The 13397-nt window shown below is 52.8% G+C and carries 12 protein-coding genes; 8 read left to right on the top strand and 4 right to left on the bottom strand.

Annotated elements, in window-relative coordinates; genetic code table 11:
- Window positions 1-223: 223 nt before the first annotated feature.
- From bglX to HV334_RS09145, 5 genes are all read left to right on the top strand, one after another.
- A complete protein-coding gene (gene bglX, locus HV334_RS09125; protein ID WP_016153697.1) occupies window positions 224-2521 on the top strand; it encodes a beta-glucosidase BglX in 2298 nt (765 codons plus the stop codon).
- Between the two features lie 221 nt (window positions 2522-2742).
- Window positions 2743-3660: an ABC transporter substrate-binding protein gene (locus HV334_RS09130; RefSeq protein WP_016153696.1), complete on the top strand. Its 918-nt coding sequence runs from the start codon at window positions 2743-2745 to the stop codon at window positions 3658-3660.
- Between the two features lie 15 nt (window positions 3661-3675).
- Window positions 3676-4842: an ABC transporter permease gene (locus HV334_RS09135; protein WP_016153695.1), complete on the top strand. Its 1167-nt coding sequence runs from the start codon at window positions 3676-3678 to the stop codon at window positions 4840-4842.
- A complete protein-coding gene (locus HV334_RS09140) occupies window positions 4835-5782 on the top strand; it encodes an ABC transporter ATP-binding protein (protein WP_016153694.1) in 948 nt (315 codons plus the stop codon). The genes HV334_RS09135 and HV334_RS09140 overlap by 8 nt, the downstream gene beginning before the upstream one ends.
- Window positions 5766-6497 carry an ABC transporter permease gene (locus tag HV334_RS09145; RefSeq protein ID WP_181221512.1) on the top strand — a complete coding sequence of 244 codons (732 nt, stop codon included), beginning with the start codon at window positions 5766-5768 and terminating at the stop codon, window positions 6495-6497. Before HV334_RS09140 ends, HV334_RS09145 begins: the two co-directional genes overlap by 17 nt.
- Here the strand turns inward: HV334_RS09145 and HV334_RS09150 are convergent.
- Window positions 6478-6585 (bottom strand): protein YohO, encoded by a 108-nt coding sequence (locus tag HV334_RS09150; protein ID WP_003027354.1) that lies wholly within the window; start codon window positions 6583-6585, stop codon window positions 6478-6480. The two genes, HV334_RS09145 and HV334_RS09150, sit on opposite strands and share 20 nt — an antisense overlap.
- 74 nt (window positions 6586-6659) lie before the next feature.
- Window positions 6660-7391 carry an HTH-type transcriptional regulator MlrA gene (mlrA, locus tag HV334_RS09155; RefSeq protein WP_016153692.1) on the bottom strand — a complete coding sequence of 244 codons (732 nt, stop codon included), beginning with the start codon at window positions 7389-7391 and terminating at the stop codon, window positions 6660-6662.
- A 225-nt stretch (window positions 7392-7616) separates the two neighbouring features.
- On the opposite strand from mlrA, the gene HV334_RS09160 reads away from it, so the two are divergent.
- Genes HV334_RS09160 through HV334_RS09170 form a run of 3 tightly spaced genes read left to right on the top strand, consistent with a single transcriptional unit; the run spans window position 7617 to window position 10535 of the window.
- On the top strand, window positions 7617-9302 hold the full coding sequence (locus HV334_RS09160; protein WP_016153691.1) for a sensor histidine kinase: 1686 nt from the start codon (window positions 7617-7619) through the stop codon (window positions 9300-9302).
- Window positions 9299-10018, top strand: coding sequence for a two-component system response regulator BtsR (gene btsR, locus HV334_RS09165; RefSeq protein WP_016153690.1), 720 nt, complete (start codon window positions 9299-9301; stop codon window positions 10016-10018). Before HV334_RS09160 ends, btsR begins: the two co-directional genes overlap by 4 nt.
- Before the next feature lie 46 nt (window positions 10019-10064).
- Complete coding sequence (locus HV334_RS09170) at window positions 10065-10535, top strand: DUF1456 family protein (RefSeq protein ID WP_016153689.1); 471 nt, start codon at window positions 10065-10067, stop codon at window positions 10533-10535.
- Between the two features lie 42 nt (window positions 10536-10577).
- On the opposite strand, the gene HV334_RS09175 is transcribed toward HV334_RS09170, so the two are convergent.
- Together HV334_RS09175 and metG are read right to left on the bottom strand one after the other, a co-directional pair.
- The gene (locus tag HV334_RS09175; RefSeq protein ID WP_141875420.1) at window positions 10578-11036 is read right to left on the bottom strand and encodes a YehR family lipoprotein; all 459 of its coding nucleotides are present in this window, start codon (window positions 11034-11036) and stop codon (window positions 10578-10580) included.
- 212 nt (window positions 11037-11248) lie between these two features.
- The gene (gene metG / locus HV334_RS09180) at window positions 11249-13282 is read right to left on the bottom strand and encodes a methionine--tRNA ligase (RefSeq protein WP_181221519.1); all 2034 of its coding nucleotides are present in this window, start codon (window positions 13280-13282) and stop codon (window positions 11249-11251) included.
- Between the last annotated feature and the right edge of the window lie 115 nt (window positions 13283-13397).

Below are 13397 nucleotides of genomic sequence, written 5' to 3' on the forward strand. Positions count from 1 at the left end.
CTTGTGGTGGGACTCAATATCAGGAACAAGCATAGCGCTTTGTATGACAATACGCTTTCTCATTCATATTGTCTCTGGTTCGTCTTTTACTGATTCGCGCTGGTTTCGAAAATTAGGAGAATAACCTTAGCTTTCTTTATCGCTCCCGTTTAGTCTTACGGCAAACTGCGGTTTTTGTTATATTTTCGCTGCCTCGTCGGGAAAAAATAAAGAGAGAATCAACATGAAATGGCTATGTTCTGTAGGTGTCGCGGTGAGTCTGGCATTACAACCAGCGTTGGCGGACACTCTGTTTGGTAACCATCCACTGACGCCAGAAGCGCGGGATGCCTTCGTTACCGATTTACTCAAGCAGATGACCGTGGATGAGAAGATTGGGCAACTGCGTTTGATAAGCGTCGGGCCTGATAACCCGAAAGAAGCCATCCGCGAGATGATCAAAGACGGGCAGGTTGGGGCAATTTTTAACACCGTCACGCGCCAGGATATCCGCAAAATGCAGGATCAGGTGATGGATCTCAGCCGCCTGAAAATCCCTCTCTTTTTTGCCTACGACGTATTGCACGGTCAGCGTACCGTATTCCCGATAAGCCTCGGTCTGGCATCCTCCTTTAATCTCGATGCGGTCAGAACCGTTGGTCGAGTGTCTGCGTATGAAGCCGCCGATGATGGTCTGAATATGACCTGGGCGCCGATGGTCGATGTCTCGCGCGATCCGCGCTGGGGCCGCGCCTCGGAAGGGTTTGGCGAAGATACGTATTTGACCGCTACGATGGGCAAAACCATGGTGGAAGCGATGCAGGGTAAAAGCCCTGCCGATCGCTATTCGGTGATGACCAGCGTCAAGCACTATGCCGCCTATGGCGCGGTTGAAGGCGGCAAGGAATACAACACCGTCGATATGAGCCCGCAGCGTTTGTTCAACGACTATATGCCACCGTACAAAGCTGGACTGGACGCCGGTAGCGGTGCGGTGATGGTGGGGCTTAATTCGCTGAACGGTACGCCGGCGACTTCGGATGCATGGCTGTTAAAAGACGTGCTGCGCGATGAGTGGGGCTTTAAGGGCATTACCGTTTCCGATCACGGCGCGATTAAGGAACTGATTAAGCACGGTACCGCCGCCGATCCTGAAGATGCGGTGCGTGTGGCGATCAAGTCCGGCATCAACATGAGCATGAGCGATGAGTATTACAGCAAATACCTGCCGGGGTTGATTAAGTCAGGTAAGGTGACGATGGCGGAGCTGGATGACGCTGCGCGTCATGTGCTGAACGTGAAATATGATATGGGGCTGTTTAACGATCCGTACAGCCATCTGGGGGCTAAAGAATCTGACCCGCAGGACACCAACGCGGAAAGCCGTTTGCACCGCAAAGAGGCGCGTGAAGTGGCGCGTGAAAGCCTGGTGCTGCTGAAAAACCGTCTGGAAACATTGCCGCTGAAAAAATCCGCCACCGTAGCGGTTGTCGGTCCGCTGGCCGACAGCAAGCGTGATGTGATGGGCAGTTGGTCTGCTGCCGGGGTTGCCGATCAGTCGGTAACGGTGCTGACGGGGATTAAAAATGCCATCGGCGAGCAGGGCAAAGTGGTATACGCCAAAGGGGCGAACATCACCAACGACAAAGGCATTGTCGACTTCCTCAACCAGTATGAAGAGGCGGTGAAGGTTGACCCGCGTTCACCGCAGGCGATGATTGATGAAGCCGTTAACGCCGCGAAGCAGTCTGACGTAGTCGTCGCGGTAGTTGGTGAAGCGCAGGGAATGGCGCATGAAGCCTCCAGCCGCACCGATATCACCATTCCGCAGAGTCAGCGTGACCTGATTACCGCGCTGAAAGCCACGGGTAAGCCGCTGGTTCTGGTACTGATGAACGGTCGTCCGCTGGCGCTGGTTAAGGAAGATCAACAGGCCGATGCGATCCTCGAAACCTGGTTTGCCGGAACGGAAGGCGGTAACGCCATCGCCGATGTGCTGTTTGGCGATTACAACCCGTCAGGCAAGTTGCCGATGTCTTTCCCGCGCTCTGTCGGACAGATCCCGGTCTATTACAGCCATCTCAATACCGGTCGCCCGTATAATGCCGATAAGCCGAATAAGTACACGTCGCGCTACTTTGACGAAGCGAACGGTCCGTTGTATCCCTTTGGCTATGGCCTGAGCTACACCACATTCACGGTTTCTGATGTGAAACTCTCTTCTCCGACGATGAAGCGTGACGGGACCGTGACGGCCAGCGTGCAGGTGACCAACACCGGCAAACGCGAAGGTGCGACGGTGATTCAGATGTATTTGCAGGATGTTACCGCTTCAATGAGTCGTCCGGTAAAACAGCTGAAAGGTTTTGAGAAGGTGAATCTTAAGCCGGGTGAAACCCAAACCGTTAGCTTCCCAATTGATGTTGAAGCGCTGAAATTCTGGAACCAGCGTATGCAATACGATGCCGAACCGGGCAAGTTCAACGTCTTTATCGGCGTGGATTCTGCCAGAGTGAAGCAGGGCGAATTTGAACTGCTGTAGTAATTGATATCATGCCTGATAGCGTGACGCTTATCAGGCCTGCGAAATCGTACCATCCGGTAAACTCACTTTGGGTTTGCCGGATTTTTTTTATTGTATTATCGCCTTACCGCGAGTAACTCTCAGTGTTACTACCCAATTGCCAGGTTAAGGCTTGATTTTTCGACTATGCTTTTTCCTCAAGTCTCTGAAAAGGGCCGTAAAAGAATGAGGAGTGCAGCATGATAATTTCAAAAGTTTGGGTGGGTTCGCTGGCGTTATTAGCCGCGATCAGCTTGCCCTTACAGGCCGCGTCACCCGTCACGGTCGGTTCAAAAATAGATACCGAAGGGGCGCTGCTCGGCAACATTATTTTGCAGGTGCTCGAAAGTCACGGCGTGAAAACCGTTAATAAAGTACAGCTGGGTACCACTCCGGTGGTGCGTGGGGCAATCACCTCCGGTGAACTGGATATTTATCCGGAATATACCGGCAATGGCGCATTCTTTTTTAAAGATGAGAATGATCCTGCATGGAAAAATGCGCAGGCTGGTTATGACAAAGTGAAAAAGCTGGACGCAGAGCAAAATAAGCTGATCTGGCTAACGCCTGCGCCCGCCAACAACACCTGGACCATTGCGGTTCGCCAGGATGTCGCGCAAAAGAATAAGCTTGAGTCTCTTGCCGATTTAGGCCGTTACCTGAAAGACGGGGGGACGTTCAAACTTGCCGCCTCTGCGGAATTTATTGAACGGGCTGACGCGCTGCCTGCCTTTGAAAAAGCCTATGATTTCAAACTGAATCAGAATCAGCTGTTGTCGCTGGCGGGGGGGGATACCGCGGTGACGATTAAAGCGGCGGCGCAGCAGACCTCAGGGGTCAATGCAGCGATGGCCTACGGTACCGATGGTCCGGTTGCGGCGCTTGGTCTGCAAACATTAAGCGATCCGCAAGGGGTCCAGCCCATTTATGCGCCAGCGCCCGTTGTGCGTGAATCGGTGCTGCAGGACTACCCGCAAATGGCAGAATGGCTACAACCGGTATTTGCCAGCCTGGATGAAAAAACGCTGCAACGGCTGAATGCCAGTATCGCCGTGGAGGGGCTGGATGCGAAAAAAGTCGCAGCAGACTACCTGAAGCAAAAAGGATGGGTGAAGTAACGGAGTTTGCAGCAGGTGGGTGTTTTGTCGAATATTTCAGTAAATCGGGTGCTGTTGCTGCTGGTGTTTCTTACCATCGCGGCGGCAGCGCTTCCTTTCATTAGCTATGCTCCCAATCGCCTGGTTTCCGGTGAAGGTCGTCAACTCTGGGATATCCAACCCGACATGGCATGGGGATTAGCGGCGGCCTGTGTGTTGCTGTTTCTTCTGTGCTTTGTACCGGGAAAATCCGGCAATATATTGACGCTTATCGTTAGCCAACTGTTGGTGATTGCGGCGCTGGTCATCGCCGGCACAACGGCAACGTATTTGGCCCAGACGGGTAGCCCGCTGGCCAGAACCAGCCTGGGCAGCGGGTTCTGGTTAGGGCTGGGACTGATGCTGCTGGCAGCCAGTGACGCCATTCGTCGCATCACCGAACGGGCGTCGTGGCGTTGGTTATTGCACGCACAAATATTTATTTTGCCGCTGGTGTTACTGCTCTCCGGTACGTTTAACGATCTTTCTCTGCTTAAAGAATATGCCAATCGCCAGGATGTCTTTAACGACGCGCTGGCGCAGCATCTGACGATTCTGTTCGCTACCGTGGTGCCCGCGCTGCTCATTGGCGTGCCGCTGGGCGTCTGGTGTACTTTTTCTGTCTCCCGTCAGGGGCCGGTATTCGCGGTACTGAACATCATCCAGACTATTCCCTCCGTCGCGCTGTTTGGCCTGTTAATTGCGCCGCTTGCCGGACTGGTGAAGCACTTTCCCTTGCTGGGTTCGCTTGGCGTAGCGGGAACCGGTCTGACGCCTGCGCTTATTGCGTTGGTGCTGTATGCGCTTTTACCGCTGGTTCGCGGCGTAGTGGCCGGGTTGAATCAGGTTCCACGCGATGTACTTGAAAGCGCCCGGGCGATGGGGATGAGCGCGCGTCAGCGGTTTATCTCGGTGCAGTTTCCACTGGCGCTGCCGGTCTTCTTGCGCAGTTTGCGAGTGGTGATGGTCCAGACGGTGGGGATGGCGGTGATAGCCGCGCTGATTGGTGCAGGGGGATTTGGCGCGCTGGTCTTTCAGGGATTGCTCAGTAGCGCTGTTGATTTAGTGCTGTTGGGCGTGATCCCGGTCGTTGTGCTGGCTGTGTTGATTGATGCGCTGTTTGATTTAGGGATCGCGCTGCTAAAGGTATCGAATAATGATTGAATTTCGCCATGTCAGTAAAACCTATGGCCAACAAAAAGCTGTCGACGACCTTAACCTGCAGTTAGGAGAGGGCAGCTTTTCGGTATTAATTGGCACGTCAGGTTCGGGCAAGTCTACCACGCTAAAGATGATCAACCGGCTGGTTGAACATGACAGCGGGCAGATCCGTTTCGCCGGGGAGGAGATCCGCAGCCTGCCGGTGCTGGAGTTACGACGGCGCATGGGGTACGCGATTCAGTCTATTGGTTTGTTTCCCCACTGGACCGTCGCGCAGAATATTGCCACCGTACCGCAGCTGCAAAAGTGGTCACGTTCACGTATTGATGACCGAACAGATGAACTAATGGCGCTGCTGGGCCTCGAGGCGAGTTTACGTCACCGTTATCCGCATCAGCTTTCCGGCGGACAACAGCAGCGGGTTGGAGTTGCGCGTGCGTTGGCCGCAGATCCACAGGTGCTACTGATGGATGAGCCTTTTGGCGCGCTGGACCCGGTCACCCGCGGCGCGCTGCAGCAGGAGATGACGCGTATCCATCGTTTATTGGGACGTACCATTGTGCTGGTGACGCATGATATCGACGAGGCGCTGAGACTGGCGGAGCATCTGATTTTGATGGATGCGGGAAAAGTTGTGAAGCAAGGCACGCCGCTGTCGATGCTCACTGCGCCAGCGAATGATTTCGTGCAAACTTTTTTTGGCCGCAGTGAACTGGGCGTAAGGCTGTTGTCGCTGCGTACGGTAGGGGATTTTATCCGTCGCGGCGAACACTCAGACGGCGAGCCGCTGGTGGATGAGATGACGCTACGTGATGCATTGTCGGTGTTCGTGGCGCGTGGTTGCGATGTCTTGCCGGTCGTGACGCCGCAGGGGTTGCCCTGCGGGACGCTTCATTTTCGCGATTTGCTTTCGGAGACGCCGACCCGTGAAACGTCTTGCTGATCCATTGCTATGGCTTGTTGCGCTGTTTCTGATCCTGTTGGTGGGGTTGCCCCACAGTCAGGCCCTGTTTAGTTCGCTATTTCCGGCGCTGCCGCGTCCCGTGTATCAGCAGGAAAGTTTTACGGCGCTGGCGTTGAGTCATTTTGCGTTGGTGGGGATTTCAAGCCTTATTGCCGTCATTATTGGCACCGGAGCGGGAATAGCGGTAACCCGGCCCTGGGGCGCGGAATTCAGGCCGATGGTGGAAACGATTGCCGCCGTGGGGCAGACATTTCCTCCGGTCGCCGTGCTGGCGATCGCCGTACCGGTGATGGGGTTTGGGCTTGAACCCGCGATTATCGCGCTGATTTTGTATGGCGTGTTACCAATCTTGCAGGCAACTCTGGCGGGACTCGGCGGAATTTCTCCCAGCGTGATGGATATCGCCAGCGGAATGGGCATGAGTCAGGGCCAGCGGCTGCGGAAAGTGGAGTTGCCGCTGGCGGCACCAGTTATTCTGGCGGGAATTCGCACGTCGGTGATTATTAATATCGGCACCGCTACGATCGCGTCAACCGTCGGGGCGAACACGCTGGGCACGCCGATTATCATCGGCCTGAGCGGGTTCAATACCGCCTATGTGATTCAGGGGGCGCTGCTGGTCGCGCTGGCTGCGGTGATAGTTGACCGCGGGTTTGAGCGATTAGCGAGGCACCTTACCCGGCACGTAAAATGAATGTGTAGCCTGCCAGCATGACGCCGCCGATACCGCCGATGGCCATCAGCAGGAAGAGGGTAATGACACCGATTTTAGCTGCGCTCATTATGCACTCCTTATGTGAATCTAAGGATTGTACACGTTTGTTAACAGAATATTAAGAGCCGATCCTGGTTGGCTTTAAATACCGAGCGGATAAATATCGTGACCTAACGCGCGCCATTCGTTCAGTTGTTGCTGCTGAGCAGGCGTTTGGCTTTCGCCGCACCAGACCAGTAAGGTTCGGCCTTCAAACAGTTCCGGTCGCAATTGGTTTAGCGAGTGGGCGAGGACGTCAACGCGCCATCCCTGCTGGCTGGCTACCCAACCCTCCAGCCATAAGCGGGTGGTATCATGAATGTTCCAGCCGACAACCAGGGCATCTTTCCCCTGTTTCTTGCGCGCCGAGGCCAGACAAATCGCGATGTAGTTGATGAGGACACCGTCGAGGATCCCCAGTAACGCCTGCAGGATCGGCTGCTGACATTGCAGGCGGCGGCGTAACGGAATGAACAAATGGGTGTTGAGCGTTTGTGCGGGATAATCCTGACCGCGCTCTTTGATCCACATCCTGAGGCTATGCAGATTATTACTTTGCAAATAGCTCAACAGCGTCTCTTGCTGTTCGCGCCAGCCGTTATGCACATCAATGTTCTCATTGCTGAGCAACATTTTTACCTTACTGACCTGAACGCCGTTATTTATCCAACGTTTTATCTCACGGATTCGGTCGATATCCGCGTCGTTAAACAGGCGATGCCCGCCGTCTGTTCGCTGCGGTTTCAGTAATCCGTAACGCCTCTGCCACGCGCGTAAAGTGACAGGGTTGATATCACAAAGCAAAGCCACTTCACCTATTGTGTAAAGCGCCATCGTCGTCTCACTTATGCTCGCGAGGTCCCAGTTTTACTTTAGACGCTCTTTTGCGAACCAGGTAGTTTTGTCTGTTTTTTGATCAACAAATGGGTGAATTTGTAGTCATGCTCGCGCTTTCGAGTGATCGTTCTCACAAATTCCTTTTTTTTTGCAACACTTCAAAGAAAGTTACGCGCAGCCCATGTATGTTACGCGCTTTTAAGTGATGTGTGGTTGGCAGGTATGTACGAGTTTAATCTGGTGTTGCTGCTGCTTCAGCAGATGTGTGTGTTTCTCGTTATCGCGTGGCTCATGAGCAAAACGCGTTTGTTTATCCCGCTGATGCAGGTCACGATCCGGCTCCCGCACAAGCTGCTTTGCTACGTTACCTTTTCCATTTTCTGCATTTTGGGCACCTATTTCGGGCTGCACATTGATGATTCTATTGCTAATACCCGAGCTATCGGCGCGGTGATGGGTGGGCTGCTTGGCGGCCCGGTGGTCGGCGGTTTGGTCGGCCTAACCGGTGGCTTACATCGTTATTCAATGGGCGGAATGACGGCGCTCAGTTGCATGATTTCGACCATTGTGGAAGGTTTGCTCGGCGGGCTGGTGCACAGCGTGCTCACCCGTCGTGGCCGTACCGATAAAGTCTTTAGCCCACTGACCGCGGGTGCCATTACTTTTGTCGCCGAACTGGTGCAGATGCTGATCATCTTGTTAATCGCCCGGCCGTTTGACGATGCGTTTCGGCTGGTCAGTAATATCGCCGCGCCGATGATGGTGACGAATACCGTGGGCGCAGCCTTATTTATGCGTATTTTGCTCGATAAACGGGCGATGTTTGAAAAATATACCTCTGCTTTTTCCGCCACTGCGCTCAAAGTTGCCGCCTCAACGGAGGGTATTTTGCGCCAGGGGTTTAACGAGGTTAACAGCATGAAGGTCGCTCAGGTGCTGTATGAAGAGCTGGATATCGGTGCTGTGGCAATTACCGACCGCGAGAAGCTGCTGGCATTTACCGGCATTGGTGACGATCACCATCTACCCGGAAAACCTATTTCGTCGTCGTACACCCAACGGGCGATAGAAACCGGAGAGGTGGTGTATGCCGATGGGAATGAAGTCCCTTACCGCTGCTCTTTGCACCCGCAATGCAAATTAGGCTCGACGCTGGTGATCCCTTTGCGGGGGGAAAACCAGCGGGTGATGGGAACCATCAAACTGTATGAAGCCAAAAACCGCCTCTTTAGCTCGATCAACCGCACGCTGGGGGAAGGGATCGCCCAGTTGCTTTCGGCGCAGATTCTGGCCGGGCAGTATGAGCGGCAAAAAGCGATGCTCACGCAGTCGGAAATCAAACTCCTGCATGCACAGGTGAACCCCCATTTTTTGTTTAATGCGCTCAACACCATCAAAGCCGTGATCCGACGTGATAGCGAGCAGGCCAGCCAACTGGTGCAGTATCTGTCGACGTTCTTTCGCAAAAACTTAAAACGTCCGTCGGAGATTGTGACGCTGGCTGATGAAATTGAGCACGTTAATGCCTATCTGCAAATTGAAAAGGCGCGATTTCAGTCGCGCCTGCAGGTGACTTTAACGGTGCCAGATGCGCTTTCGTATCAGCAATTACCTGCCTTTACCCTACAACCTATTGTGGAGAATGCCATTAAGCACGGTACCTCTCAGCTACTGGATACCGGCGAAGTGTCGATTACCGCCCGCCGCGAAGGGCAGTATCTGATGCTGGATATTGAAGATAACGCCGGGTTGTATCAGCCAACGTCTGAGGCCAGCGGATTGGGTATGAATCTGGTTGATAAACGACTGCGCGAGCGGTTTGGCGACGATTTTGGCATCAGCGTAGCGTGTGAACCTGACCGCTTTACCCGAATCACTTTACGACTTCCTCTGGAGGAACTGGCATGATCAAAGTGCTGATTGTCGATGACGAACCGTTAGCGCGGGAGAATCTGCGGATCCTGTTGCAGGCGCAAAGCGACATCGAGATCGTCGGCGAATGTTCGAATGCGGTGGAAGCCATCGGCGCGGTACATAAACTGCGTCCGGATGTCCTGTTCCTTGATATTCAGATGCCGCGTATCAGCGGTCTGGAAATGGTTGGCATGCTTGATCCTGAGCATCGTCCGTATATTGTTTTCCTTACTGCGTTTGATGAATATGCGGTGAAAGCTTTTGAAGAACACGCGTTTGATTATCTTCTCAAACCGATTGAAGAGGCGCGACTGGAAAAAACGCTGAGCCGTTTGCGTCAGGAGCGCACAAAACAGGATGTATCGCTACTGCCGGAGAATCAGCAGGCGCTGAAGTTTATTCCGTGCAGCGGCCACAGCCGAATCTATCTGCTGCAAATGGATGACGTGGCGTTTATCAGCAGCCGCATGAGCGGCGTGTATGTGACCAGCAGCGATGGTAAAGAAGGTTTCACCGAACTGACGCTCAGAACGCTGGAAAGCCGTACACCTTTACTGCGCTGCCATCGGCAGTATCTGGTGAATATGGCGCAATTGCGGGAGATCCGTCTGGAAGAAAACGGTCAGGCCGAACTGATTTTACGCAACGGGCTGACAGTTCCGGTAAGTCGCCGTTATCTTAAAAGTCTAAAAGAGGCGATTGGACTGTAAAACTGATACACTGCGCGCCATTGCATCACCGACAGTTGAAGGCTCTATGCTAAGTAACGATATTCTTCGTAGCCTGCGCTACACCCTGAAAGCGAACAATAACGACATGGTGCGTATTCTTGCGCTTGCTGACATGGAATCCACCTCCGCAGGTTTTGATACCTGGATGACAAAAGAAGATGAAGCCGGGTTTATTCGCTGCCCGGATATCATTCTCTCCGGATTTTTAAACGGTCTGATTTATCATCTGCGTGGTAAAGACGATTCTGCGCCGGAACTGGCGCTTGAGCGTCGTGTTAACAACAATACGGTGCTGAAAAAGCTGCGTATCGCCTTTTCGCTGAAAACCGATGATATTCTGGCCATTATGACCGAGCAGAAGTTTCGTGTGTCGATGCCGGAAATTACCGCCATGATGCGCGCGCCGGACCATAAGAACTATCGCGAATGCGGCGATCAGTTTCTGCGTTATTTCCTGCGGGGTTTGACGTCGCGAGTGCACAAAACGAAAGCGTAAAACGACGCTGGCGACCGCGATGAATTTCGGGTCGCCAGGATGTTATTTCACCTCTTTAAAACCTGCCGATTCCATTACCGTTTGCATTTGCTTCATGCTGATATTTTTATCGGCTTTCTCAGAAAGCTTCATCCCGGAAATTGCCTGTAACGCTTTTATATCGACTTTTTCCATATCGATAGTGACATTTTCCTGCGCGTAGGTATCTGTATAGGTGAGCTTTTCTTCTACGCCTGCAATATTTTGATATTTAGCGCTTAACGCGTCGAATACTTTTGCGGCTTCCTCTTTATTGCTGGCGCCGACAGACGCATAGCTGATTTTACTTTCGGAGCTTTGTTTCAGAACTTTGTCACCTTTATAGGTGTAAGAGACGGTGATATCCGAACCGTTAAGATTGGCATTGAATGTTTTCGTCTCTTCTTTTTCACCACAACCCGCCAGGGAAAAAACCACAACCGATGCCGCGGCGAGAGAAACTAATTTTTGTAACGCTGTCATGTAAAACTCCATTTTATGAATATCGAATGCTAAATAATAATTCTAATGAATATGATGGGGCCGGGCGGCCTTAATAGCAGAGCAGTATAGAATAAATCTAATAGCGATGGCTAAGCAGTCCGAAAATGGAGTGGGGGAGTGTGTTTAAGATTAAAGGTAAATCCCTCAGCAAAAAAAAAAGCGCTGCAGTTGCAGCGCTCGAGATGTCTGATTTATTTCACCTGTTGGCCAGGTTTTGCGCCTTCGTCCGGGCTTAACAGGAAGATATCTTTCCCGCCAGGACCTGCCGCCATGACCATCCCTTCAGAAATACCGAAGCGCATCTTACGAGGTGCCAGGTTAGCAACCATAATGGTCTGACGTCCAATCAGGGTCTGCGGATCCGGATAGGCAGAACGAATACCAGAGAAGACGTTACGCTTCTCGCCACCGAGATCCAGCGTCAGACGCAGCAGTTTGTCAGAACCTTCCACAAACTCGGCGTTTTCAATCAATGCTACACGCAGGTCAACTTTGGCGAAATCGTCAAAGGTAATGGTTTCCTGAATCGGGTCATCCGCCAGCGGGCCGGTTACTGGTGCGGCAGCGGCCTTCACTTCTTCTTTCGACGCTTCCACCAGCGCTTCAACCTGTTTCATGTCGATGCGATTGTAGAGCGCCTTAAAGGTGTTGACCTTGTGACCGAGCAGCGGTTGCTTAATAGCATCCCAGCTCAGCTCGCTGTTCAGGAAAGCTTCTACACGTTCAGCAAGCGTTGGCAGAACCGGTTTCAGGTAAGTCATCAGGACGCGGAACAGGTTGATACCCATGGAGCAGATCGCCTGCAGGTCGGCATCGCGGCCTTCCTGTTTAGCAACGACCCACGGAGCCTGTTCGTCAACGTAGCGGTTTGCCACATCGGCCAGCGCCATGATTTCACGGATAGCTTTACCAAATTCACGGCTTTCCCATGCTTCGCCAATCACCGCAGCAGCGTCAGTGAAGGTTTTATACAACGCCGGGTCGGCCAGTTCAGCAGCCAGTACGCCGTCAAAACGCTTGCTGATAAAGCCTGCGTTACGTGATGCCAGGTTGACTACTTTGTTGACGATATCGGCGTTTACACGCTGGACAAAGTCTTCCAGGTTCAGGTCGATGTCATCAATGCGCGAAGAAAGCTTCGCCGTGTAGTAGTAACGCAGGCTGTCGGCGTCAAAGTGCTTCAGCCAGGTGCTGGCCTTAATGAAGGTACCGCGAGATTTGGACATCTTCGCACCGTTTACCGTCACATAACCGTGTACAAACAGGTTGGTCGGCTTACGGAAGTTGCTGCCTTCCAGCATCGCCGGCCAGAACAGGCTATGGAAGTAGACGATGTCTTTACCGATGAAGTGATACAACTCAGCGTTGGAATCTTTCTTCCAATACTCATCAAAACTGGTCGTGTCGCCGCGCTTATCGCACAGGTTTTTGAACGAACCCATATAGCCAATTGGTGCGTCCAGCCAGACGTAGAAGTACTTGCCTGGCGCATCCGGGATTTCAAAACCGAAGTATGGGGCATCGCGGGAAATATCCCACTGCTGCAGGCCGGATTCGAACCATTCCTGCATTTTGTTGGCGACCTGCTCCTGCAACGCGCCGCTGCGTGTCCAAGCCTGCAGCATCTCGCTGAATGACGGCAGGTCAAAGAAGAAGTGTTCGGAGTCGCGCATTACCGGCGTCGCGCCAGAAACGACGGATTTCGGCTCGATAAGTTCGGTCGGGCTGTAGGTTGCGCCGCAGACTTCACAGTTATCGCCGTACTGATCCGGAGATTTACATTTCGGGCAGGTGCCTTTAACGAAACGGTCCGGCAGGAACATGCCTTTTTCCGGATCGTAAAGCTGGGAGATAGTACGGTTCTTAATAAAACCGTTCTCCTTCAGGCGCGTATAAATCAGCTCAGACAGCTCACGGTTCTCTTCGCTGTGCGTAGAGTGGTAGTTGTCATAGCTGATGTCAAAACCCGCAAAATCAGTCTGATGCTCCTGACTCATTTCACCGATCATCTGCTCTGGCGTGATCCCAAGCTGCTGTGCTTTCAGCATGATTGGCGTACCGTGTGCGTCGTCCGCGCAGATGAAGTTAACCTGGTGGCCGCGCATTCGCTGGTAACGGACCCAGACATCAGCCTGGATGTGCTCCAGCATATGGCCGAGGTGGATAGAGCCGTTGGCGTACGGCAGCGCGCACGTTACCAGAATTTTCTTCGCGACTTGAGTCATAGTGAGCAATTACTTCTTTTGTAGTGAAAAGGGCTTTGATAGTACCAAAATGGTAATTACTGCGCCAAGCGATAAGGGCATTTATCCGTAAATGAATAATTGTTGCGGTTGGAGT

The sequence above is a fragment of the Citrobacter sp. RHBSTW-00944 genome, assembly GCF_013615435.1.
GTDB lineage: Bacteria > Pseudomonadota > Gammaproteobacteria > Enterobacterales > Enterobacteriaceae > Citrobacter > Citrobacter braakii.